Origin of the sequence: Roseibium sp. FZY0029 (assembly GCF_036350355.1) — a bacterium.
In the GTDB taxonomy this organism is placed as follows: domain Bacteria; phylum Pseudomonadota; class Alphaproteobacteria; order Rhizobiales; family Stappiaceae; genus Roseibium.
Genome location: NZ_JAZDVZ010000011.1, coordinates 88453 through 111064, shown reverse-complemented (window position 1 = coordinate 111064; position 22612 = coordinate 88453). Strand labels below are relative to the sequence as shown.

General features: G+C 59.0%; 18 protein-coding genes. 8 read left to right on the top strand and 10 right to left on the bottom strand.

The features are described 5' to 3' along the window. Position 1: 1 nt before the first annotated feature. Entirely contained in the window at positions 2–607 is a 606-nt protein-coding gene (locus V1T76_RS25860) for a glutathione S-transferase family protein (protein ID WP_330563564.1), read from the top strand. A 271-nt stretch (positions 608–878) separates the two neighbouring features. Here the strand turns inward: V1T76_RS25860 and tcuB are convergent, their stop codons facing one another. Genes tcuB through V1T76_RS25845 form a run of 3 tightly spaced genes read right to left on the bottom strand, consistent with a single transcriptional unit; the run spans position 879 to position 4007 of the window. Then, positions 879–1958, bottom strand: a complete 1080-nt coding sequence (tcuB, locus tag V1T76_RS25855; RefSeq protein WP_330563563.1) for a tricarballylate utilization 4Fe-4S protein TcuB — start codon at positions 1956–1958, stop codon at positions 879–881. Continuing rightward, a complete protein-coding gene (tcuA, locus tag V1T76_RS25850) occupies positions 1942–3333 on the bottom strand; it encodes an FAD-dependent tricarballylate dehydrogenase TcuA (protein ID WP_330563562.1) in 1392 nt (463 codons plus the stop codon). The genes tcuB and tcuA overlap by 17 nt, the downstream gene beginning before the upstream one ends. Beyond that, a complete protein-coding gene (locus V1T76_RS25845; RefSeq protein ID WP_330563561.1) occupies positions 3330–4007 on the bottom strand; it encodes a GntR family transcriptional regulator in 678 nt (225 codons plus the stop codon). The genes tcuA and V1T76_RS25845 overlap by 4 nt, the downstream gene beginning before the upstream one ends. A gap of 54 nt (positions 4008–4061) precedes the next feature. Between V1T76_RS25845 and V1T76_RS25840 the strand changes: the two genes are divergently transcribed. After that, complete coding sequence (locus tag V1T76_RS25840) at positions 4062–5147, top strand: AbrB family transcriptional regulator (protein ID WP_330563560.1); 1086 nt, start codon at positions 4062–4064, stop codon at positions 5145–5147. Here the strand turns inward: V1T76_RS25840 and V1T76_RS25835 are convergent. From V1T76_RS25835 to V1T76_RS25815, 5 genes are all read right to left on the bottom strand, one after another. After that, the gene (locus tag V1T76_RS25835; protein WP_330563559.1) at positions 5107–6096 is read right to left on the bottom strand and encodes a D-2-hydroxyacid dehydrogenase family protein; all 990 of its coding nucleotides are present in this window, start codon (positions 6094–6096) and stop codon (positions 5107–5109) included. The genes V1T76_RS25840 and V1T76_RS25835 overlap by 41 nt on opposite strands. A 48-nt stretch (positions 6097–6144) precedes the next feature. Beyond that, a complete protein-coding gene (locus V1T76_RS25830) occupies positions 6145–6957 on the bottom strand; it encodes a universal stress protein (protein WP_330563558.1) in 813 nt (270 codons plus the stop codon). Positions 6958–6959: 2 nt separating this feature from the next. Next, positions 6960–8048 (bottom strand): 4-oxalomesaconate tautomerase, encoded by a 1089-nt coding sequence (locus V1T76_RS25825; protein ID WP_330563557.1) that lies wholly within the window; start codon positions 8046–8048, stop codon positions 6960–6962. A 13-nt stretch (positions 8049–8061) separates the two neighbouring features. Next, complete coding sequence (locus tag V1T76_RS25820) at positions 8062–10092, bottom strand: tripartite tricarboxylate transporter permease (RefSeq protein WP_330563556.1); 2031 nt, start codon at positions 10090–10092, stop codon at positions 8062–8064. 301 nt (positions 10093–10393) lie between these two features. Then, positions 10394–11470: a tricarboxylate transporter gene (locus tag V1T76_RS25815; RefSeq protein ID WP_330563555.1), complete on the bottom strand. Its 1077-nt coding sequence runs from the start codon at positions 11468–11470 to the stop codon at positions 10394–10396. 145 nt (positions 11471–11615) lie between these two features. On the opposite strand from V1T76_RS25815, the gene V1T76_RS25810 reads away from it, so the two are divergent. Then, complete coding sequence (locus V1T76_RS25810; protein WP_330563554.1) at positions 11616–12287, top strand: response regulator transcription factor; 672 nt, start codon at positions 11616–11618, stop codon at positions 12285–12287. Further along, positions 12284–13645 (top strand): sensor histidine kinase, encoded by a 1362-nt coding sequence (locus tag V1T76_RS25805; protein ID WP_330563553.1) that lies wholly within the window; start codon positions 12284–12286, stop codon positions 13643–13645. Before V1T76_RS25810 ends, V1T76_RS25805 begins: the two co-directional genes overlap by 4 nt. Positions 13646–13870: 225 nt before the next feature. Here the strand turns inward: V1T76_RS25805 and V1T76_RS25800 are convergent, their stop codons facing one another. Next, on the bottom strand, positions 13871–15022 hold the full coding sequence (locus V1T76_RS25800; protein ID WP_330563552.1) for an RHE_PE00001 family protein: 1152 nt from the start codon (positions 15020–15022) through the stop codon (positions 13871–13873). Positions 15023–15262: 240 nt separating this feature from the next. On the opposite strand from V1T76_RS25800, the gene V1T76_RS25795 reads away from it, so the two are divergent. Next, entirely contained in the window at positions 15263–16444 is a 1182-nt protein-coding gene (locus tag V1T76_RS25795) for a site-specific integrase (protein WP_330563551.1), read from the top strand. 1737 nt (positions 16445–18181) lie between these two features. Here the strand turns inward: V1T76_RS25795 and V1T76_RS25790 are convergent. After that, on the bottom strand, positions 18182–19201 hold the full coding sequence (locus tag V1T76_RS25790) for a LacI family DNA-binding transcriptional regulator (RefSeq protein ID WP_330563550.1): 1020 nt from the start codon (positions 19199–19201) through the stop codon (positions 18182–18184). A 140-nt stretch (positions 19202–19341) separates the two neighbouring features. Here V1T76_RS25790 and V1T76_RS25785 point away from each other — a divergent pair, with 140 nt between their 5' ends. From V1T76_RS25785 to V1T76_RS25775, 3 genes are read left to right on the top strand one after another with little or no spacing between them, the layout of a single operon-like run. Next, positions 19342–20373, top strand: a complete 1032-nt coding sequence (locus V1T76_RS25785) for a Gfo/Idh/MocA family protein (RefSeq protein WP_330563549.1) — start codon at positions 19342–19344, stop codon at positions 20371–20373. Positions 20374–20390: 17 nt separating this feature from the next. Continuing rightward, positions 20391–21323, top strand: a complete 933-nt coding sequence (locus V1T76_RS25780; RefSeq protein ID WP_330563548.1) for a sugar phosphate isomerase/epimerase family protein — start codon at positions 20391–20393, stop codon at positions 21321–21323. A 47-nt stretch (positions 21324–21370) separates the two neighbouring features. Further along, positions 21371–22579, top strand: coding sequence for an ABC transporter substrate-binding protein (locus V1T76_RS25775; protein ID WP_330563547.1), 1209 nt, complete (start codon positions 21371–21373; stop codon positions 22577–22579). Positions 22580–22612: the final 33 nt, after the last annotated feature.

Genomic DNA, 22612 nt, shown 5'->3' with positions numbered 1-22612 from the left:
CATGCTGACAGTTTACGGACGGCGAAATTCATCAAATTGCGCCAAAGTGTTCTGGCTTCTTGAGGAGATCGGCAGGCCTTTCAGGCTTGTCCCGATGGGCCGTGGATCGGGATCTGAAAACCAGGAAGAACTCGTGCAGTTGACACCTTTTGGCAAGGTGCCGGTTGTCAGGGATGGTGACTTTGTGACTTGGGAGTCCAATTCCATTCTGCGTTTTCTCGCGTCTGGTGCCCCCCGCGGGCCGCTCTGGCCCGAAGACGCAGTGGGCAGAGCCCGCATCGACCGCTGGATGGACTGGGCGTCGCTGTCGCTCACCCCGCCGCTGACCCGGTTGCGAAAAGCGCGCAGTGCCGGGGCTGAGGGCGATCTCGCCCCTGTCATCGAAAGCTTCAAGCAGCTGGATGGGCAACTTGCCCGTTCAGCATATCTTGCCGCAGACGTTCTGACGCTGTCGGACATTGCGGCCGCCCCGGCGGTCCATCGCTGGGGTCTTTTGGCAGAGGCCGGAGAGAACGCGCTTCCGGACCTGCCCCATCTTGATGCCTATCGCTCACGCCTGCTGGCGTATGAGCCCTATCGCCGTCACATTTCGAGCGCGTTGTCGTAAACAGTGCCTGGAGACAGGGCTGCCGATAAATAGGTGCTTCACAGCGAAGGTACACGTGACGCGCTTGCGGTGACCGCAAGCGCGTCACGTTTCATTTGCCTTGCCGACCATACAACCTCAGCGATGGATATAGCCAATCTGCTCATCGTTGTTCACAGCCGGTTCAAAGAGCAGAAACTATCCGTTGAGCGCTTCATCATACCCCGGCGAGGAATAACGGCCGCGATTGACATCACACGTGCCGCGCCCGACCGGCCGCGCTTGCGCAGGATCACACCACTTGCGACCCTCGCCTGTGTGCCTCGAGGGTCAGAGCTGCCATACGATAGAAACCGTGGGCCATCTTGGAATAGGGTGTGAGCAGGAAGAAGGTCAGTACCGTCCCGAGATGAAGCGGCAGCAGCAGAGCCACCGCCCCGGTGCCCGAGGCGGCATAGAGCGCAATGCCGGTCGCCGATACGGCGAAAAGCAGCACCACGAATGCCATTTCGCCACCCCATGCGGACGCCGCGCCGAGGTTGCGGTCGGCTTTCAGCTTGAGCGCCGCCATATAGCCAGTTCCCAGGCACAGCAGGAGACCGCCGCTCAGGCCGAGCAGTTTGGGCAGGCTGAAGAAGCCATACGGCGCTTCCATGCCGAACAGGTAATGCATCACCGTCGCCGTCGAGGTTGCCGCGAAGCACAGAAGAAAGCCATAGAGCACGGCCTGATGGGCGTGACGTCGGGCGTTGGAGAACCGGTCGGTATCTTCGAAGTTACAGCCGTCTCCGTGCCCGCCCGCAAGATTGCGCATCTTGCCGGCAGAGACGATTGCCGCCCAAAGGTCTGCCGGCGACACGTGCCCGCCGCCCACCGTGCGCCAGTAATTGCGAAGCGAGACGGCCAGGACCGCAAGCGGCAGCACGAAGGCCGGCAGGAAGATCGCCACCATCAGGCCATGCGACATATAGGCATAGAACCCCTCCCCGCTCGTCGGACGAAGAGCCTGTGCCAGCACGAACAGCAGGGCGAAAGCCACCGTCATGAGCGCAGCCATGGCGACGCCGGACCGGTCGAACAGCCGCGCGAAGCCTTTGGGCCAGGCATGCAGTTTCCAGCTCTCCTGGCGCACTTCGGCTAGCGCGCCGGGCAGATTGAGGTCGAATTCATGCGGCGCCGTATATTGACAGGCATAGTAGCAGCCGCGGCAATTGTGACAGAGGTTCGCCAGTTGGGTGATATCTCCGTCGGAGAAGGTCCTGAGGCTGTGCAGGGCCGGAAAGACAGAGCAGTATCCCTCGCAATACCGGCACGCGTTGCAGATTTCGGCCTGGCGACGTGCCTCGCCGATGAAATCAGGCTGCATTTGCATAGGTGGAAGCCTCCTTGCCTGCGATCCGTCCGAAGACAGTGCCAATCGTCATGCCGAACCCGGCCAGGTAGCCCTGTCCGAGAATGGATCCGGCCATTGTTTCACCCGCTGCCCAGAGGTTTTCGACGGGCCGGGCGTTCATGGAACACTGGGCGTTGTCGTCGACCTTCAGGCCCAGATAGGTGAAGGTGACGCCGGTGCGCAGGCTGTAGCCGTAAAATGGTGGCTCCGTTATCGGGCGAGCCCAGTTCGTCTTGGCCGGCGTGAGGCCGCTGGTGGAGACCCCGTCCAGTTCGGTCGGATGGAAATTCGACGTATCTCCGCAGGCGGCGTTGAAGCCGTCGACGGTTTCGCGCAGTCGTTCGGGCGGAAGCCCCATCTTGCGCGCCAGATCTTCAATTGTCGGCGCCTCGATGGGGGGGAACACCGACGGCATGAACAGTTCCAGAGATTTGGCGTCGATGATCACATAGCCGACCTGATCGGGCTGGGCGGCGACGAGCCGACCCCAGATGGCGTAGCGCTTTGGCCAGACATCCTCGCCCTCGTCGTAGAACCGTTCAGCATTCTTGTTGACCACGATCGAGAAGGGAACGCAGTCTAGACGGGTGACGATGCCGCCGTCATATTTCGGCGCGCGCCCGTCAATGGCCACCGCATGACACTGGGTCGGATCGCCAACCTGTTCGATGCCCTGGTCCAGAAGATCCGCCAGAACGATACCGCGATTATACGGGGTGCCGCGGATCAGAAAGTTTTTCGCGGCCGGGCCCCAGGCCCGGGCCAGCCAGTCCGTATCGGCCTGAAAGCCGCCGGACGCGACGACGACTGCCTTGGGCGCGATCCGGTACGACTGATCGCCTTTCTTGTAGTCGAGCCAGACGACCTTGCCGTCATCCAGTTCAAGATGGCTGACGGCGGCTTCGTACTCCACCTCGACACCCAGTTTTCCGGCGGTTCGGTAGTAGGCGTTCACCAGGCTCTTGCCGCCGCCGAGAAAGAACGCGTTCGTCCTTGCAAGCGAAAGGGTTCCTGAAAGGGAGGGTTGGAAGCGGACACCGCGCTCCTCCATCCAGGGCAGACATTCCTCCGAGGTCCGGATCGCCAGCCGGGCGAGCTTCTCGTCGGTCTTGCCACCCGTCACCTTCATTAGATCGGCGAAATATTCGTCTTCGCTATAGCTTTCGACCAGCGGCCCGAGGGGCCCCTGGTGCATGCAGCGAAAATTGCGGGTGTGCCGGGAGTTACCACCACGATAGGCCTTGGGCGCCGTTTCCAGGATCAGGACACTGGCGCCAGCTTCAGCCGCCGTCATGGCGGCGCACAGTGCTGCATTCCCGCCGCCGACGACGACGATGTCGACATGCTTTTTCATAGAAGGTCTCCGTCGTATGTCTTCCGGGCGCGCAATGACCGGACCCTCACCCGCTGAGCCATTTCGATATGCGCCCGCATCGCCGCCTCGGCGAGTTTTCCGTCGCGAACGCGCAGCGCTTCCAGAATGCCGAAATGCTCTTCGACAGCCTTTTCCGCGCGATCGGGTTCGGTCAGGGTCGTAGGACCGAGGATCATCAGTGATTTCTGCAGGCTTTTCATCGACCAGCTCAGAAAGCGGTTCTTCGCAGCGTCCAGAAGGGCGGCATGGAACTGGCGGTTCAGAACGAATGCCTCCGGATCGCTACCCAGCCGCTCCAATTCGCGGTTCATGTCGAAAAGCTCGTCGATCTCTATTTCCGAAGCGGCGCGTGCGGCAAGGCGCGCCGCCGTGCCTTCAAGGACCGCTCGCATCTCGTAGAGCTCCATCACCTCGGCGTAGTCGAGGCTGCGGATCGTCGCGCCCAGGCGCGGCACATGCGCGACAATTCCGTCGGCTTCCAGCAGTCGGATCGCCTCTCGAACCGGTGTGCGGCTCACACCGAGCCGCTCGGCGAGTTCGGTTTCCCGCAATCTGTCGCCGGGGTTGAGACGGCCGTCTCGGACCTCATCCAGAAGCTGCCGGTAGACGGCATTTCCCTGCGATGAATCGGGTGCTGCTGCTTCGTCATTCATGGCTAGACTCGCCTGCATCAATCTTGTATCCAACTGGATACATATGGACACAGCTTGAGTCAATCCGCCTTTATGCGCTTCGAATTCACAAACGCTCTTGCGCGCCGCGCTGTTACCTTCGCTCTCGCTTCGATTGGAGTGGGTGTCTTCTGGGTGCTCGCTCTGCCGTTGCCGTTCCTGTTCGGTCCGATGCTGATGTGCCTCTGCGCGGCGCTGGTCGGGGTGCCGCTGAAGGGCTTCGGCCAGGTCTCGGTCGGGGCACGCACGATCCTCGGCGTGGCGGTCGGTGCTTCGATCACGCCGCAGCTGTTCACAGAGCTGCCGCGTCTGGCGGCATCCCTCGCCATCATCCCCGTTTATATTGCGCTGATCGGATGTCTGGGCGTTCCGTTTTTCCGGAAAATATGGGGGTTCGACACACCGACCGCCTATTATGCGGCGATGCCCGGCGGCCTTCAGGACATGGTGATCTTCGGCACGGAGGCCGGTGGCAATCCGCGTGCCCTGTCCCTGATCCATGCCACGCGGGTCTTGCTTGTGGTGACGCTTGCGCCATTCATCCTGACGCATTTTTTCGGCGCTGCCCTCACCAACCCCATCGGAGCCCCTATCAGGGACGTGCCACTGCACGAACTCGGCCTGATGGTGGCAGCAGCCCTTGTCGGCTGGAAAGGCGGAGAAAAGATCGGCCTGTTTGGCGCCTCTATCCTTGGCCCGATGATTGTGACGGCCGCGCTTTCACTGGCCGGCCTGATCCACATTCGTCCGCCGGCTGAAGCCATCCTGGCGGCACAATTCTTCATTGGCTGCGGTATAGGTGTGCATTTTACCGGGATCACCTGCTCGGAACTGAGCCGGATCGTGACCGCCGCCGTTGCTTATGTGTTCCTGCTGGCTGCACTTGCGGCGCTGGTTGCCCTGGTCGTCACGACCCTGGAACTCGGCCGGTCAACGGAAGCATTTCTCGCCTTCTCGCCCGGCGGTCAGGCCGAAATGACAGTGCTGGCAATCGTCACCGGAGCCGATCTCGGCTACGTCGTCACGCACCATCTGACCCGAATCGTGCTGGTGATCGTAGGTGCGCCGCTGGCCGCTTCGCTCATCGGCCGGAAGAACGGCGGGACCACACCTCCGGATTGACCATATTGATCGGTGCACCGGCCGCATAGGCGAGGATCTGTTCGTAAATCTCGCGGAACTGGGTCTCGATTTCCTGTTCGGTGACAAAACCGATATGAGGCGTCGCGATAAGTCTTGGATGTGATAGCAGCGGATCGTTCCGGTCTAACAGAGGCTCATGATCAAAAACATCCACCGCGGCTAGCCCTGGCCTGCCCGCATCAAGGGCGGACTTCAGCACGCCCGGCGCGATCAATCCCGCCCGCGCGGTATTGACCAGGACAGCGCCCGGTTTCATCACGCCCAGATCGTCGGCGGTGACGACGCCTCGCGTTTCGGCTGTCAGGCGGAGATGAAGCGAGACGACATCGCTCTCGGCAAAGAACGCCGCGCGACTGGCTGCAACCATCTCGCCATCGCCACGCGCCCTCTCCCGACCTTCCGGAGAAGCCCACCAGACAACTGTCATGCCGAAAGCGCGGGCATATTGGGCGACGAGCCGGGCAATCCGCCCATAGCCATAAAGGCCGATCGTCAACCCCTTCGCCGTCCGTCCGACGCCGCTTTGCCAGAGACCCGCCTTGGCAGACGCCATTTGTCCGGGCAGGTCGCGAAGCGCGGCAAGCATGAGGGTGAACGTCAGTTCGGCCGCCGCGACATTGGGCGCGTCGCCGCCCTTGCCGGAACACACAAGCACATCGTGATCGCTACAGGCGGGAACGTCTATATGCGGCCAGGTGCTGCGCTGCGCTATCAGCCGCAATGCGGGCAGGCGTTCGAGCAGACTGCGGGTGATCGTCGTGCGTTCGCGAAACAGCACCAGCGCTTCGGCGTCTGCCAGCCGTTCGGCCAGAACCGCCTCGTCGCTCGCGTGATCGGTCCAGACTGTCACCTCGTGGTCGTCCAGCATGCTGAAACTCGGCAGGCCAGACAACGTCTTGAACCAGTCGTCGAGGATATGGATACGCATGGCTCTCTCCATGTCCATTCCGGTCCGGCTCAGACCGGAATACAAACGTCAGTGGGACAGCAGGATCGGAATGGAAATCTCGCGCAGTATCTGAGCGGTGTGTCCACCAAGAAAATCTTCCCGGAACTTGGAATGCTCATAAGCGCCCATGACCAGCAACGAAGGGTCATGTCTTTTGCAATAGGACACGACGGAATCCACCAGCGAATGACCGGCTGGCCAGGCCTCATGGACTGCCTCGATATCGTGCCGTTTCAGATGCGCCATCAGATCATCGAGTGACCCCACGGGCGGACCGATCGTGAGCACACTTACCTTTCCCTGTTGCTCTAGGAGGCGCAGACTGTCCGACATCGCCCGCGCGGCCGCGCGGCCACCATCCCAGGCTAGCGCCGCATGAGAATGGCGGGCTTCCACATCATAGCCTTCTGGCACGACGATCACCGGACGCCCCGCCAGGAGCGTGATCCGGTCGGGGTGCAGGACGACGTGCTCGTCATCGCCGCGCATCGGCCTCCCGACGATCAGGATGTCGAAGCTGCGTGCCGTGTCGGACAGAACGATGTCAACTCTCCCCTTCTGCGTCCTGAGCACCAGATTGTCTCCGAGGCCCAGTGTCGGCCGCAGTCGCTCGAATTGTTCGACGATTTCCGACACGATGCCCTTCTGGGCATCGGCGAGCAGATTGCGAGCCTCGCGCGGGATCCAGCGCGAGGTCGTATCGAAAGTGTCGTGGGCCGAGTGAACCAGAAGCGCCGTTACGTGCGCCCCGCGCTGTTTGGCAAGCGACGCTGCATAGCGAAGCGCAGCCTCGGACGCTTCGGTTCCGTTGAATGCCACCAGCAAATTCATGATCGCCATGATCAGCGTCCTTTCCAGACGGAACTCGGAACATAGATCTTGCCGTCGGCCAGTTTGCGGGCGGTCCGCAGGAGCCCGGCGGAAATGAGGTTGAAACCGTCGGCATCATCGAATTCGACCAGCACCTCGATCTGGCCGGAAGGATGTTCGAGCGTCACGTTGACCGGGCTTTGTCCGGGACGCTCGAGCAGGCCATCGGCAACCGTGCCGGGCGTCAGCGCGCACGAGGCGAGGCATTGGGACCCGGTGACCGCCATGCTCGGATGGGTATTCCACGGCATGAAGTAACGCGTCGCGATCGTGCCGCCCTCCCGGGCCGGCGCCAGCAGGCCGAATTTCGGAGCGACGGATTTCGTCACATCGCCCATGCCCATGCGTTTGCCGGCCTCGATGCGGATCTTCTCCATGCGGGCGAAGAAATCCTTATTCGCATCGAGTTCCGCAGCTGTTTCATGGCCGGACAGGCCGAAATCGGACGCCCGGGCAATGACGATCGGCATGGCAACGTCCATACAGGTGACCTCGATACCGTCGATTTCGTCACGCAGGTTTCCCGTAGGCAGGAAAGAGCCGGTCGACGAACCGACCACCTCCATGAAGTTGAGGGCGATCGGCGCGGCCGTTCCCGGAACGCCCGCAATCGCGGCGTCGCCTTCATAGGTCAGCTTACCGCCCGGCGTCTGGACGCGTGCGAGCACCTTCGCGCCGGTGTTCACCGCCCGAATGCGGATTTCGGTTTCGTCGCCGGTGGGAGAAATCAGACCCATCTCAATTGCGGCTGGACCAACCCCAGAAAGTATGTTGCCGCAGGTCGGCTTGAAATCGACCAGCCGGTCTTCAACCGAAACCTGCGCGAAAAAGTAATCGACGTCGGCCCATTCGTCCTCGGAGGCAGAGAGCATCGCGACCTTGGTCGTTACCGCTGCGCCGCCGCCGATACCGTCGATGTTGAGCGGATGACCAGAACCCACTGCCGCGACCAGAACCCCCGCCAGGGTCTCGCGATCTTCGGGAAGGTCTTCGCGACGAAAATAGGGACCGCGCGAAGTGCCGCCGCGCATGAAAATGAAGGGAATGGCGGTCTGTGACATCTTCTATCTCCGATCATTTGAGTGGCCATGGCAGATCAACGGCGCTCTGCAGCAGCCCGGGGGGGAAATCACGATTAAGCGCTCCCGCCATAGCGCACATCAGTGCCACGCCGCAAACAGTCAAGAGCAGGACCTTTGGCCAGCTCGCCCCGGCGCGAACCCGCAGAAATGCAATCAGGAAAGCTGTCAGCGCAAGAATGAAGCCCACGACCCACGAAGCCGCAATCAGGAACCCGAACCATGCAAGCGTCGGCCATAGTCCGTAGGGCGCGTCGGCGTCTTCACCGGCGCGTTCCTTGTCGGCAAAGATCGGATCCGTCTCTGGCCGGAGCATCATCTGCGCCAGCAGGATGATGCAGCATCCGAGCGTGATGGTGCAGATCACCAGCGGCACGATCTTGTCGGTCATGTTGTAGTCGGGAATCATTTGTGCGTTGATCAGGGATGCCACAACGTAGGCGGCAATCACCAGAAGGAAAACAAGAGGCGCACGCTTGGAACCGGCCTGCACATTGCCTTCAGCCATGATGCTCTTGGCCTGACGGATCCCCAGGACGACCGATATGAGCGTGACGATAATCAACACGATCACGATGGGTGAGAACAGATACGTCATCCCCTCTTCGAAGCTGCTACGGAAGCGGAAGGAGGCGATCTGGAAAGCCTGATTGGAGAATTTCTCGACCGGGTTGGACAGCACGAAGCCGATCAGGAAAGCAGGGCGCGACCAGTCGAAACGGCGCAGGAAGATGCCGATCAGGCCGATGCCCAAAAGCGCCAGCAGATCCTCGAAGTTCTGTCCCGACTGAAAGGCTGCAAAGCTGATCAGCATGAAAAGGAAAGGCGCAAGATAGGTAAAGCGGATGGTGGTCAGCTTGGCGATGCCGCCGGATGCAGCGATGCACAGAACAGTGCCGACAACATTTGCAAGAGCGAGCAACCAGACGATCGAGTAGGTAATGTCGAGATTGTCGCGCAGCATCGACGGACCGACCTCGATATCTCCGCTTCCCAGAAGTGCGATGGCGCCGATGAAGATCGCCATCGATCCGGATCCGGGTATTCCGAAGAGCAGTGTGGGAACCAGCCCACCGCCTTCCTTGGCGTTATTGGAGCTTTCCGGTCCGATAACACCGCGGATCTCACCCTTGCCGAAATTCGACTTGTCCTTTGTGGTCTGCACTGCATGTCCATAGGCGATCCAGTCCACGACAGACCCGCCAAGACCAGGGATCACACCAACCATGACGCCGATGATGGAACACCGCACGGAAAGCCATTTATTCGCTACCCAATCGCGAACGCCCTCGGTCCACCCCGCGCCAAGATTGGCATCCTTTGCGATCGATCTGTCCTGGCGCAGCAACGAAACGATTTCGGGCACCGCGAATATGCCAAGACCGACAATCACCAGTGACAGTCCATCAACGAGATAGGGAATATCATAGGTCGCCATGCGGAGACTGCCGCCGGCATCCGCTTCGCCGATCGTGCCGATGAGCATGCCCAGACCCGCCGCGGCCAGTCCCTTGAGGGCAACCCGCCCCGCCAGAACCGCAACCATCGACAGGCCGAGAATAGTAATCATGAGCATCTCGGGAAGCCCGAAGGCGAGTACGATGGGACGCGCAAACAAGATGAATATCGTCAGGAAAAGCGCCCCGACCAGCCCGCCGAACAGCGACGACGTGAACGCCGCTGAAAGGGCGCGGGCAGCTTGGCCTTTTCGGGCAAGCGGAAAGCCATCCAGAACAGTGGCCTGGCTCGCGGATGACCCGGGAATTCCCATCAACACTGATGCAAACGTATCGGATGTCGGCACCACCGCCACCATGCCGATCATCAATGCAAGGCCGTAAAGCGGCTCCATTCCGAACATGAAAGGCAACAGGAGCGAAAGGCCGGCGATCCCGCCAAGCCCGGGAAAGATGCCGACGGCAAGGCCCATGACCACACCAAGCACCAGATATCCGAGAACTCCCGGTTGAAGGATCATGTGCCAGGCATCAGACAATGCCGGCAATGCGCTCGCAAACATTTCCATTGGAGAAGCCTCTTTGGATTGCGGTTGGGTCCCGACATCTGCCAGCGGCCACAGGGCGCGTAAAGTTTCGGGCAGGCGTTGCCTGTTGCAAAAGGGGTATGAAAGTTGAGAGACAATCGGAGCCAGACTGACATGCCAGCGACCCTGTTCTCCATGACGGATCACATCTCGGTCACAGTCCGTGTCAGAACTCTGCGCTTCTCTGTGCTTTCTTTGGAAATCACAGGTCCCGAAAGCGGCACCGGTGTTCCGTCAAGGTCGACCCACCCCGAAGGAGATGAGCCGACCTTGCGGTGAGGAACTATTTCAGCGAAACCCCGTAGGCTTCCTGAAGCCAGTTCTTTACATATTCCTTCGCCTGCGGCGAAACAGTCGTTCCTGCCGCAGTCGCCTTCTTTGCGTTCGGGCCGACGAAGATATCATACTTGCCAATTTCCTTCGCGGAGATCGCGGCGAAGTCGTCGCTCTTGCGCACAGCGTCGAAAGCATCGGCATAGGCCTGCGCCACATCATCGGGCGTCCCTGCCGGCAGGAAGGCAATCTTCTGCACGGGAAAGCCCGATACAAAGAATGCTTTCCAGGCATCCCAGGCGTCGCCGCTGGTCTCGCAACCGTCGGTCGCTTCGCAGACTTCCTTGAACGTCGGAATATCGGGGAAAGTCGGGTCACGGACGATATTGCCATCCGCGTCGAGCGCGCCCCAGGTCATCATCGGCACAGCCTTGCCCTGGGCCACCAGATCGGCAGAAGCGCCGAGATAGCTCGAGGACGTTTGATAGTCGATCGTGGCTTCGCCGCGCTCGAACATCAGCCGGCCGTCACCGCGTCCCTTGATCCCGAACACGGGTTCAACATTCATCCCCAGCATCTGCCATGCCAGGAGCGGCACCAGGTCGAGCCGGGTTGCGCCCTGCGAACCGTAGATAAAATTAATATCTTTCAACGCATTGGCGGACCCATCGAACTTTGCGCCGTCTTCCGGGTTGATATAGGCCACACCGCCGGTGCCGGATGCCATCACCGGAACCCAGTCGGCATATTCATATCGTACCCGAGGGTCATCGAGAAGATAGGGAAACTGGGTTGAACCGGATGTCCCGAAGAGAAGCGTTCCGTCTTCGTGCTTCTGCTCCTGAAACCAGTTTGCGCCCTTGGTCGAGCCCGCGCCGGGCATGAACTTGACGACAACTGTAGGATTGCCCGGTAATTCCTTGGAAAGCAGCGGCGCGAAGAAATTGGCCCATTTTGCGGAGCCACCGGTTTCGGAGAACGGGATCACCCATTCAATCGTCTTACCGCTGAAATCAACCTCTGCGGCTGCAGGCGATGCCATCAGAGCCAGCACGGCTACCGAAGTCACTAACTTTTTAATGGTCATTGGTTCCTCCCTAAAGACCTTTATTGCCGCAGGTGCGACCTGCGCTCATTTTAGAATTTCAATGAGGGACAGGCCCTCCTCCAACGGGCGCACGTTGCCAAGCCAACCTTGCAAAAACCTTGCGCCTCGTGAGAAATACTTCGTTATGCGAATCGCAATCGTGGAAGACAACCAGTCTCTGGCCAATGGGATCGCCTACCGTCTGCGAAGCCGGGGACATTCAGTCGACCTGCTGCATGATGGCGAGGAAGCCTACGCGTTTCTGATACAGGAAGGCGCTGACCTGATTGTCCTCGACATCGATCTGCCCTCAATGAGTGGTCTCGAGATATTGCGCGCCTTGCGACGCCGCGAAGACGGCACACCTGTCATCTTGCTGACTGCGCATGGTGAAACGAAGGAACGCGTTGCGGGGCTTGACGCCGGGGCTGACGACTATCTGACAAAGCCATTCGATATGGATGAGCTCGAGGCACGTATACGGGCCGTTGCGCGTCGCCGAAATCTTGCCTTCCCGGAGCTGGAGCCACTGGGCCAGCTCGTCTTCGACCGGACCAGCCGTCAGTTGTCCTGCGGGACCGAAGTGCTGAACATACCACGCAAGGAAATCGCGATTCTGGAATGCCTGCTGGAGCGGCGGGGACGGATCGTGTCAAAATCCCATCTGCTGTCGCACGTCTACGGCACAGGCGCCGATATTGCTGAAAATGCGATCGAACCTCATATATCGAGGCTTCGCCGAAGGATCGAGGCATACGGCATTCAAATCAAATCGGCCCGCGGACTGGGATATATGCTCGAAGTCAGCTCGGCATGAAGAAATCGCTCTCGCTTCGAATGCGGGTGTTCCTGCTCATTCTCGTTCCGCTTCTATTCGTATCCTGCCTTCTCGGGTTCTGGCGGTTCGAAGCGGCCAAGAGAACCGCCGAAGAGCTTTTTGACCGTACCCTTCTCGCCGCCGGCCTGGCAATTGCCCGCGACGTGGCGATTTCAGAGGGCGATGCCATATCGCAACGTTCTCGAAGCATCATCTCCGATGCCGGAGGTGGTGAAATATTCTATCACGTCACCGGTCCGGGCGGCATCTACGTCACAGGTTATGCGTACCCGCCTGTTCCGGTGTCGAAGTCGGCCAACCATGATCCGAGCTATTACATGGCCAGTTACCGGGGCGAGCTTGTGCGGGTCTTGCGGATGTCGGAGACAACGAACATCGGCAACCTGAATGGCGAGACGGTCGTGACGATATGGCAGAGGGCGAGCGATCGCCGTGCCTTTGCGGTCGCGTTGGCGCTGCGCGCGGCGGCGCTTATCTCAGCGCTTATGGTCGCTTTGGCGGTCGTGGTCTGGTTCGGCGTCCAGATAGGCCTTAAGCCTCTTAGAGGGCTCCAAGAGGCGATTGCATTGCGGTCGCCCGAAGATCTGCGTCGCATCCGCCGACCTGTGCCGGAAGAAGTCTCCGGCATCGTCGCCACCTTGAACAGGCTGCTCGGTCAGGTCGAGCAGAGTATCGTGATGCACCAGGCTTTCATCTCTGACGCGGCACACCAGCTTCGCAATCCGGCATCTGCTCTTTTGTCCCTGGCAGAGGCGTTGCGCGAAGCAAAGACCGAGAAGGATCGCGTTCAGCTTCAGTCCGAGCTTGTAACGGCTGCGCGAAAGTCCGCACGTCTTGCCGAACAGCTTCTGTCTCTTGAACGACTGCGTTACGATGGACCGGCCAAACTGATCTCGCTCGACCTCAATGCCGTCGTGAAACAAACGTGCGAGACGGTGGCTCCAGAAATCCTGTCCCGGGATCTTGCATTCAGTTTCGATGCGGCGCAGGAAGCACTTCTTATCGAAGCTGACGAAACCCTCTTGAGCGAGGCCGTTAAAAACCTCATCGACAACGCGCTTCAGCATGGTGGCCCCCACCTCGGTACGATCGCCGTTCAGACCGAACGGGTGGAGGCAAATGCTGTGCTCAAGGTGATGGACGATGGAAGAGGGTTGCCTCCGGAACTGGCTGATGTCGCCTTCAGGCGTTTCGGCCAGATCGAACCTGGTTCCGGCAGCGGCCTCGGGCTTGCAATCGTTCAGGATATCGTTCTGCGGCACGGTGGGACGATTGAGATCATGCCGAGTTCAAGAGGCACCGAAATCAAGATCACCCTGCCTATCAAAGCATCGTAAGTTCTATCTGGAGGCGCCATGCGGCTTCCGGAAATGGCGCCACCACTTCCCAAAAGTCGGGGCAAAGGTCAAAACCAAACGATTGAGGCTGCGATGATCCAGCACCAAGCCGCGTTCCTTGAACATTTCTTTCAGAGTGCTTTAGCTCACCGGATAGCGCAGATACTTGTAACCACCTGAATGGTCCGCCCCCTCCATTATGGTCTATAACTATCCAGTCACCTTTTACAGAATTCCCCAGGCCCTATAGCGGTCACGGCCGGTAAGCTCGCGGGGAAGCGCGGGGCCGAGTTGGCGGATCATGCGGTCGACGGCGGCGGCAGTGACACCGAGGGTCTGGCGGGCCATTGGAATGGTCACCAGAGGGCGGGACAGAAACATTTGCGCGAACTCCGGCAGTCTGGAATGGCTCCGGCAGGACTGGCAATGGCGTGCCAGTTGTTCCTGAGCGATGGACAGACGGTCCAACTGGTCCAGAGTTTCGAGGGCAGCCTTTTCGAAGCCTAACAGGAGACCGGCAATACGTGTCTGCAACGGGTCTTTGCGGCGCCAGCGGAACGGTGATTTTCGCAAACCTGCTGAGAGTATTGGCAGATGTGAAGGCGTCACATGCGCCTTCAGAAAGACGGCTGGCAACAGGCGTCCGAGCTCCGGCCAGTTGTCGAGAGGCTGTAGCACGTGCCAGGCGTCCAGCAAAAGGGCCGCCGTCAAGACGGGAGGCAAATTCAGGGCGTCGGCTTCGTTCAGGGAGGCAAACCAGCTGTCCAGACGGTCGTCCCGGTCTGGCGTTTCGGAGATGCGCGCCAGCTGTGCCGAAGTAGATAGGACCGATGTGATACGTCTCGGTAGAATAGTCCCGTCCGCCAAATGTCTGGAGCGTTCCAGTACCGCGTCGATCTCTGCAAGCAGAGCTTCTTCCGCCTCGGCATCATCAAGGTACTGGGCGGCGGAAAGCACCCCTCCCCTCCCCTGCTCCTGGCGATGATCCTGCGTGTCATCTGAGAAAGCCAGATCCGCTTGCTGGCCGATGAGTGTCAGTACGCCGGTGCGGCTCAAAACCGCTTCTGGAGGTTGCCGGTCAATCCGGCGCCGTAGCGACAGCAATCTGGCTGCCCGGGTCAGTTCATGCGTCGGCGCGCGCCTGTCGGTACCGGCATCGTGCAGGACCAGATCTTCCAGATGCACGAGATCCCCGTTCAGGGCGATCGAGGCGCAGGTATCAAACAGGTGAGACCGTCTGCGTACTCCGTCTTCCAGGGTGGGTGTACGCCTCAGCCTCTCGTCCGAGCGCGTCAACACACGACTGGCGGAATCGAGCGTTCCAGCCAGATCGAACCAGTCCAGTGATTTCAGAGACTTGCGGAGATCGTAACCCATTGACATCGAGAGATAATATTTCATTAACGATAAAAAACAAGTCAATAACTATCATTACATGGATGTCTTCTGGAATCAGAAATTAACTAACGATAACTATTGTTTATCGATTGTTAGACTTTTAAGCAACTGCATGATAAATATCCGGCTCTGACCCTGTCCCGGAAGGCCCTATGACCCATGCCAGAAAGCCCACTCCCAGCCCTTTTTAGCGAACAGGGCGATCGATCCGCTGACGATATGAGCCAGAAAATCGAAAACCTCGACACGCTGGCCGCCACCCTGCCCGCTCTCGCCGGCCCGGACCGTGTAGAACAACTTGCCCGCCTCTTGACTGACGAGGATATCAACACGCTGCGCCACCTTGCCCGTGAGGGCATGGGCGAGAATTCCCTGAGAGCATTGACCTCCGATTTTTCCTATCTGGAAGGCTGGTGCCTGGCGGCGACCGGCAGCGCCCTGCCCTGGCCTGCGCCTGTTTCACTGATCTTGAAGTTCATTGCCCATCACCTTTGGGATGCCGACAAGAGGCTGTCCGATCCTTCCCACGGCATGCCTGAAGACATAGCGATGCAGCTTGCGGCGCAAGGCCTTCTACGCGGGTCAAATAACAAGCCCGGCCTCAGATGCCCGCATGCGCCTTCGACCGTGCGGCGACGGTTAGCGTCCTGGTCGACCTTGCATCGCTGGCGCGGGCTCAATGGGGAGTTTTCTGCGCCAGAGGTTCGCTCTGCCATGCGTTTGGCCGCCCGTGTTGCAGGCCGCCCGACAACGAAGAAAAGCCGTAAGGCAATCACGGCAGAGTGCCTGGAGCAATTGCTCGCCACCTGCGACGGCAGCGACTATGCTGGGCCTGACTTGATGGACTTGCGCGACAAGGCATTGCTGCTCGTCGGCTTTGCCTCCGGGGGCCGTCGGCGTTCTGAGTTGGCGGGTTTGCGGGTCGATCAGATTGCCTGGGAAGATGCTTTGCCCTTCGATCCAGGTGACCCGGAAAGCGAACTTGTGACTGCGGCCAGTCTGAGGCTTGGACGTACCAAGACCGAGGAGATGTCGGACGACAATTCGGTGCTTCTGGTAGGCCGAAGCGCCGATGCGCTGAAGGCGTGGTTGGAGGCTGCCCAGATCCGTGACGGTGGCGTGTTCCGCGCCATCGATCAATGGGGCAACCTCAAACGTCGCGCCCTCACTCCGCAGTCAGTCAATGCCATCGTCAAGAAACGGTGCGCACTTGCTGGTCTTGATCCGAAAGAATTCTCCGCTCACGGTCTGCGCTCAGGTTTTCTGACAGAGGCCGCCAACAGAGACATTCCGATTCAAGACGCAATGCTGCAATCGCGCCACCGTTCCCTCGCCCAGGCCTCCAGCTACTACAGCGATGCCGGCCGCCGCAGAAGGCGCTCTGCCCGGCTGTTGGGTTGAGCCAACCAATTCGCCATGAGTTTTATAGGCAAAAGTTTGGGCAAATTTTCAGGGACTTCGAGCGCCCTGTTCACTTGTGGAGTTGGCGCTGGACATGAGGAAAATACGCTGGAACTTCAGATCCGATAAAGTTCTCTTCTTCGTCAGATTCCGCACAATCGAGTTGGCAACGGCTTCGAAATTACCCCTCTCCCAGCCGCCACTCGCCAACCGCGCTCAATCTCAGTGACCTGTATGTAGCTTGTGCGTGGATGGAAAGTGCGCGCGGGGATCGGCCAAAAGGGTGACTGCGTATTCCGAAAGGCGGCTGAAAGCACAATGACCGTGCCTCCGTTTGTGGCGTTATTCTTTTGATAGAAATTCCGGCACCAAACCCTCCGCATGAACGCTGGGGTCGCCCGCTCGTCATCTGCGGCGGTCTGGAAAGGCTTTCTCGATCCGCAGCAGTGAGCCAAAAACAATCAAGCAGGCACGCGACCTTCCCTCAGGAACGAGAGTCAGTCTGCCCCTCCCCTTCTTCATCGCAGTCTATGAGGTTCCCGGCTATCGCTGATTATCAGCGCTAATTGGCTTCTTCGACATGAACTTTGGCAAGCACCGTGTAACGCGCCAAGAGTTCAGTTCACCTTAGCGTTGGGGCGGGCTCACTTGGAAATCATTGCTTTGAATCACTGCGTCTGGAACGTTGACTTGCCCTGCATTTCTGGCTTGGCTCTTGAGGCGCAGCGAGCGACTCGCAACAAATTACAAAACCAGGACTCAATTAGACCGCGACTCAAAGAAGTCTGGTGTTTTCTGCATATGAGAAGACCCATGTGAACCCTTGTTGGTTATCCGGCGTCCAACGGTCCACGTGACTGGTGAGGATTAAAATATAGCAATTGCTATATCGCCCGATCTTTCCTGTCCGTTCGACTCGTCGATCTAGTTTCGCCGGCGTTCGTTCGCAATTTATAGCAATTGCTATATTCGTGTTCCGGCGTAGCCAAATGCTTTTTGAGGTCGTCAGCCCGCGGTAATCCACGTTCGCAATTGATATCTGAAAACCGCGCGCAGTGGGTCGTGCCACACTGAAGTTTGTCGCAGACAGGCTTAGCGGAACACCAATTTCGTCAAATGCAGTAGGCCAACCAGATGCAGCTGTCGATGGAGCGGCAGGCTACCCTGGTGCGCAGCTGTGTTGAATTGAGTGTTCGGATCACACGAGAATATTCGGGGCATCGAGTGTCTGTCGGTTGATTCATGATCTGCGATGCTGCGAATAATAAGTCTCAACGCGACGTTCAAAGCCAGCGGTGACGGGTGAGGGGAGGGGAGGGGAAATATGCGGAAACACATCAGCTCAGATCTATTTGTCGGGCGCAGGGTGCTGACCCAGCGCGTGTCAGGTGTTGATGGCGATAAAGACAGATGCGAAGGGTTGCCCATAGTTTCCGTTAAAAGAGGCTGACGTCAGGCTTCGGTCATTAGGCCAATAATTCAACCCAATGCGAAATTTGCACCACATTCGGTTTGCAGCACGAATTCTCTTGTCGCCCGCATCCGATAGCTGCCTTGTTTCTGGTCCCTGGCAAGACATGACTGGGGACCGGCCCGCTTTTTGAGGACATTCTCCGTGACAGGGGAGGGGGGTTTCAGCCAGATGGCGAGGACTCCGGGCTTTGACAATATCGAGCCTGATCCAGCCATTGCTTTCCAGCGTGCCATTCGGCCTAGGCCCGAATGAACCCTACGAGATTATCTCTCGGCAGGTGGGGCGAAGCTCTCGGTAACGGCCATGGTGGCAGGCCAGACGATGCTGGTCTTGTGGGTGTTGTCGCGCAAAACCTGCAGCACTTCCCGGGCAATCGTTCGGCCGAGTTCGTTAAGATCGATCTCGAAAGCCGTCACAGGTGGGTTCAGGAAACGAAGCAGCTTGCTCCGGCGGAGTGTTGCAACCGAAAGGTCCCTTCCTGGCGAGAGGCCGGCTTCCTGCAGGGCGGAGTAAACGCCAAACGCCATCAGTTCGTAGTTGAGCAGAAGCGCGGTCGCACGATTTGGCATGCCAAGGATCTGATGGGTTACCTGATTGCCACCGGATTCGCTGACCTCACATTCGAAAATCAGTCCAGGGTCGAAATCCAGTCCGGTTTCGCCAATGGCTCTTTCATAAGTTTCGCGCAGCAGGCTGGCAATGTTGGAGCGGGTAGGGGGCACCGTGATCGCGATACGCTTGTGGCCGAGTTCCACCAGCTTGCGGATTGTCTGGTCGACATAGCCTTCGAAATCAAGATCGATCCAGGGATGCTGGTCTTCCAGGCGCGACCGGCCGAGCGTGAGGAATGGCAGCCTTGATTTGAGCAGGAACTCAATGCGCGGATCGTTCTTCATGGTGGCCGTAACGACAATGGCGTCCGCTGTGCCTCGTGCGATCACGCGTTTCAGAAATTCCGTCGGGTCGTTCTTTGAATGGCAGGGAAGGATGATGAGATCGTAACCTTCGTCATCGAGTTCCGCCTGCATGGCGTCAATCACCCGCATGAAGAAGTTGTCACCGCTCCTCAGTTCCGATTGTCCGGTCTCGAGCATGAAGGCGATAGTCTGCGTCGTACCTCGGCGCAACGAGCGCCCAGAAGCGTTTGCGCTGTAACCCAGTTCGACGGCAGCGTTCAGCACACGCTCTCGGGTCTTGGCATTAACGTCTGGCTTGTCGTTCAGCGCTCGCGAAACGGTTCCGATTGAGATTCCAAGATGTTGCGCGAGGTCTTTTATGTTCAAGGACAAGAGCTCCTGAAGCGATTCCGAAAACGTTTACGAAAACTTCTTGACACAAAGTTCCATCATAATCTAGCGTCGTAAACGTTTACGGTGCGCGGAATGACGAAAGGTCACAACCGCGCCCGATGGGAGGAAATCACATGCAGACCGCCGTCATGGTGGGGTGCGGAGCCATGTCCGAGGGCTGGTTGCGCGCACTTCAGGATATTAATTCTTCCGGCAAGCGTGTCGAAGTCGTTGGGTTTGTCGATCTGGACAGGGACCTGGCGCAAAAACGTGTTCAGACCTCCGGATTCAGCAACGCCGAGGCCGGAAACGATCTGACGGACCTACTCTCCAGATTGAAGCCTGACCTCCTGTTCGACATTGTTGTGCCGTCAGCCCGTAACCAGGTTGTGACGCAAGGTTTTGCGGCAGGTTGCGATGTTCTTTCCGAAAAACCGATGGCCAATTCTCTGACCGAGGCGAAGGCGCTTCTCAGCGCGCGCCGTGATCAGGGCAGATTGCATGCCGTCATCCAGAACCGCCGGTTTCTGCCCGGTATTCGGCGGGCAAAACAGTTTCTCGAGGAGGGTGGAATAGGGCGGATTGCGGAGGTCCATTGCGATTTCTTCATCGCGCCGCACTTCGGTGGGTTTCGAGAGGAAATGGATCACGTGCTTCTGCACGACATGGCGATCCACACTTTCGATGCTGCCCGCTTCGTAGCCGGTCTGGAGCCGCGCCGGGTCTTTTGCCACGAAAGCAATCCACCTCATTCCTGGTATCGCCACGGGGCCAGTGCGGCCGCGATTTTCGACTGCCACGACAATGTGACGATGACGTATCGCGGGTCATGGTGCGCCGAAGGTGCGCGCACGGACTGGGAAGCGTCGTGGCGCATCATCGGATCCCGCGGAACACTGCTGTGGGATGGTAACGAAGGCTTCCGGGCCGAGGTCGTGAAATCGGCCGAGGGCTTTCTCTATCCGTTGGAAGAGACCCGGGTACCGGAGCTGCCGACCTCACTGGAAGCCACCGGCCATGCAGGTGTGATCGCGGACTTCCTGGATGCGCGCGAGACCGGCAGGCCCGCCCTCACGGATTCAGCCGACAATATCCGCTCCCTCGCCATGACATTTGCTGCAATCAGGAGCGCCGAGGAAGAGTGCTTCGTCGAGATTGATATCTGACCCAAGGACCTTCATTCATGAGCAATCCTGCAAAATCCATCCGGATCGGCACGATGATATCCGCATCAGGCGGAGAAGCTGCGAAGCGGATCGATGAAATCGCCGATCTCGGGTTTGAAAGTTTCGAACCCTTCTTCTGGCAGACGACCAACGGGCAGGATTTGGCCGAACTTGGCAAGCGCTGCGTGGAGGCTATTGGCGACAGGGACATTACCATCTCGACCCTGGGCATGTTCGGCAATCCGCTGGAAGACCGGCCGCTTGATCGCGACACCCTTCAGGGCTGGAAGGACTGCATCGATAACGCCCATCACTTCGGTGCCACTTGCGTCGCCGGCTTCACCGGCAGGGTACGCGGCAAGCCTCTGGAAGACAGCCTGCCAAAATACAAGGAAGTCTGGTCGGAGCTGGCAAAACGTGCTGCCGACAAGGGCGTCAAAATTGCCTTTGAAAACTGCGCCATGGACGGCAACTGGCAAACCGGCGATTGGAACATCGCCCATAATCCGGATGCCTGGGAACTGATGTTCAACGAAACGACGGACGACAATCTCGGCCTGGAATGGGAGCCATGCCACCAGCTTGTCTATCTGATTGATCCGCTGCCGCAAATTCGCAAATGGGCAGACAAAATCTTTCACGTGCACGGCAAGGATGCCACCGTTCGCCATGATGTCATCCGCGAACACGGCATCTTCGGAAAACATCCGTTCGTCTTCATGCGCACGCCCGGATTCGGTGACAGCAACTGGACGGACATCATCAGCGAACTTCGTCTTGCAGGGTATTCAGGCTCCATCGACATCGAGGGCTGGCACGACCCGGTCTATCGCGACGAGTTGGAAATGACCGGCCAGGTGCATGCACTCAACCATCTGAAAACCTGCCGGGGAGGCGCCTTCATACCAGGCACCGGCAAATACGAAGGCGGCGATCCCTCACTCACCTAGGGCAACGCTGTCCGTCATTCATGTCGCATACAGGGAGGAGACCCAACATGGACTTGAAATCAATAGCATTGGCAACATCCGGGCTGATCGCGCTGGCTTCAACCGCCGCCGCAGATCCGGTCGAGCTGGATCTGTGGACCATCGATGATCCGGGTGAATATCACTACGTCATGGCCGACGAATTCATGGCGCAACATCCCGACATCAAGATCAACGTGCGGACCGTGCAGTTTGAAGATATGGTCAACGACCTTGCACGCGGCGTTGCCACGGGGGATGCCCCTGACATTACCTACATCGATAACCCGGAAGTGGCGCTGTTTGCGTCCCGCGGACTTTTGCTGGACCTGAAACCCTATATCGAGCAGTCCGATATCGTAAATGCCGACGACATCTTCCCTGGTCCGCTGTCGTCGGTCAGCTATGAGGGAGGCATCTACGGCATTCCCCGCGGGGCGAACACCATCGCTCTCTACTACAATGCCGACATGTACCGCGCGGCCGGGCTCGACCCCGACAACCCGCCACGAACCTGGGACGAGCTTTACGAAGCTGCCAAGGCGCTCACCAAGCCGGAAGACAATGTCTACGGCCTCGCCTTTTCTGCGGTCGCGACCGAAGAGGGCACTTTCCAGTTCCTGCCCTGGCTGCAGATGACCGGTGGGGATTACGACAATGTCGACACGGACGGGGCGGTACGAGCGCTTTCACTCTGGAAGAAAATCCTCGATGAAGGACTGGCCTCCCCGGATACGCTGATCCGGGGGCAGTGGGACAGCACCGGAACCTTCAACGCTGGCACAGCCGCCATGTCGATTTCAGGCCCTTGGGAATTGCCCCGGATGAGCTCGGAAGCCAAGTTCGATTTCAGGGCTGCGCTGCTGCCCGTGCCGCAAGAAGGGGCGGAACGCGCCTCGGCACTCGGCGAGGGGGACAACGTCATCCTGGCGAGCACCGACAATCCGGACGAAGCCTTCCTGTTCCTGGAATTCCTTTATGAAAACATGGACAGGGTCTGGAACGATTTCGGCTATCTGCCGGCTTCCAAGGTCGAGGTGAAGGATCCGAAGTATCCTGAAATCTATGCCGTTTTCGAAGAATCGATGAAATATGCCCGCAACCGCGGACCTCATCCGCAGTGGCCGCGCATCAGCAAGGCAATCCAGACCGCGATCCAGTCGACACTGACCGGTCAGGCAACGCCCGAAGATGCCCTTGCGACCGCGCAGGCCAGCATCGACAAGGTCCTCAAGTAGGTCTGTTCAGGCGGGGTTCTGCGATGTTCGCCC